1 protein-coding gene is annotated in these 2,108 nt (G+C 63.6%); it reads left to right on the top strand.

The features are described 5' to 3' along the window. Positions 1-187: 187 nt before the first annotated feature. On the top strand, positions 188-2,108 hold a 1,921-nt coding region (locus EOA29_RS34165), incomplete at its 3' end, for a glutamate synthase central domain-containing protein (protein ID WP_281061126.1).

The raw sequence follows: 2,108 nt of genomic DNA, 5'->3' as shown, positions 1-2,108 counted from the left end.
GCGGCGGGTAGACGGCTCCGCTCTGGCCTGTACGATACCGGGATGCGAACCGGGGCGTATAGCCGCATGGTTCGGCAAGAATTTCGCGAGACGTGCAGCAAAGATCAAGGGAAGCGTTGTGCTTCCCAAGGCAAACCAGCGCCCCGAGGCAAACCAGCGACAGGGGTGCGGAACGGAGGACAGGACGATGACGGAACTGACGCCATCTGCGATCAACGGCCAGGCCGCGCAGACGAAAGCGGCAGCCGTCAAAAATCCGACTCGCGCCACCAACGGCTTGACCGCGCAGGGTCTCTACGATCCGCGCAACGAGCACGACGCTTGCGGCGTGGGCTTCATCGTCAACATGAAGGGCGTGAAGTCGCATCAGGTCGTCGAGGACGGCCTGGCGATGCTTGAGAATCTCACCCACCGCGGCGCCGTCGGCGCCGATCCGCTGGTCGGCGACGGCGCCGGCGTGCTGGTGCAGATTCCGGACCAGTTCTACCGCGAGGAGATGGCTGCACAGGGCATCGAACTGCCGCCGGCCGGCCAGTACGGCGTCGGCCACTGGTTCATGCCGCAGAATGCTGAGCTTCGCGCCCATATCGAGGACATCATCGCCGAATCGGCCCATTCCGAGGGCTTGCCGCTCATCGGCTTCCGCGACGTGCCGGTCGACAATTCGTCGCTGTCGAAGGCGCCGGACATCGTGGCGTCCGAGCCGTTCCATCGGCAGGTTTTCATCGGCCGTACGGCCGATATTCCGGATGACGAGGAATACGAGGCCAGGCTCTATCTGCTGCGCAAGGTGATCTCCGGCCGCATCTACGCCGAGAACGACAACAAGGACATCGGCGCCTATTGCGTGTCGCTGTCGGCGCGCACCATCGTCTACAAGGGCATGTTCCTCGCCTACCAGGTCGGCGCCTACTACAAGGACCTCACCGATCCGCGCTTCCAGACCGCGCTGATCCTCGTCCACCAGCGCTTTTCGACCAACACCTTCCCGTCATGGAAGTTGGCGCATCCCTACCGCATGGTCGCGCATAACGGCGAGATCAACACGGTGCGCGGCAACAACAACTGGATGGCGGCGCGCCAGGCCTCGGTCGACTCCGAGCTGTTCGGCAACAACATCTCGAAGCTCTGGCCGATCTCCTATGACGGCCAGTCGGACACGGCGTGCTTCGACAACGCGCTCGAATTCCTGTTCCAGGGCGGTTACAGCTTGAGCCACGCCATGATGATGCTGATCCCGGAAGCCTGGGCCGGCAACAAGCTCATGGATCAGGACCGCAAGGCGTTCTACGAGTACCATGCCGCGCTGATGGAGCCGTGGGACGGGCCGGCGGCGGTGGTCTTCACCGACGGACGCCAGATCGGCGCCACGCTCGACCGCAACGGCCTGCGCCCGGCGCGCTACATCGTCACCGACGATGACCGCGTCATCATGGCCTCGGAAGCCGGCGTGCTGCCGGTGCCGGAAGAGAAGATCGTGCAGAAGTGGCGGCTGCAGCCCGGCCGCATGCTTTTGATCGATCTCGCCAAGGGCCGCATCGTCTCCGACGAGGAAATCAAGTCGGAGATCGCGAGCAAGCATCCCTACAAGACGTGGCTCGCAAACACGCAGCTCATCCTCGAAGACCTGAAGCCGGTCGAGCCGCGCGCGCTGCGCAAGGACGTCAGTCTGCTCGATCGCCAGCAAAGCTTCGGCTATACGCAGGAAGACACCAAGCTGTTGATGGCGCCGATGGCCACCACCGGTCAGGAAGCGGTCGGCTCGATGGGCACCGACACGCCGATCTCGGCGATGTCGGACAAGTCGAAGCTGCTCTACACCTACTTCAAGCAGAACTTCGCCCAGGTCACCAATCCGCCGATCGACCCGATTCGCGAGGAATTGGTGATGAGCCTGGTGTCCTTCATCGGTCCGCGGCCGAACATCTTCGACCTGGTCGGCACGTCGCGCCGCAAGCGGCTCGAGGTGCGCCAGCCGATCCTGACCAATGGCGATCTGGAGAAGATACGCTCAATCGGCCATACCGAGGACCGCTTCGACACCAAGACGATCGACATCACCTATGGCTCGAACGAGGGCGCGGCGGGCATGCAGGGCGCCATCCACC

The organism is Mesorhizobium sp. M1E.F.Ca.ET.063.01.1.1, assembly GCF_003998155.1.
Classification (GTDB): domain Bacteria; phylum Pseudomonadota; class Alphaproteobacteria; order Rhizobiales; family Rhizobiaceae; genus Mesorhizobium.
Note: the sequence above shows the minus strand (reverse complement) of the source record. Positions and strands in the feature narration are given on the sequence as shown.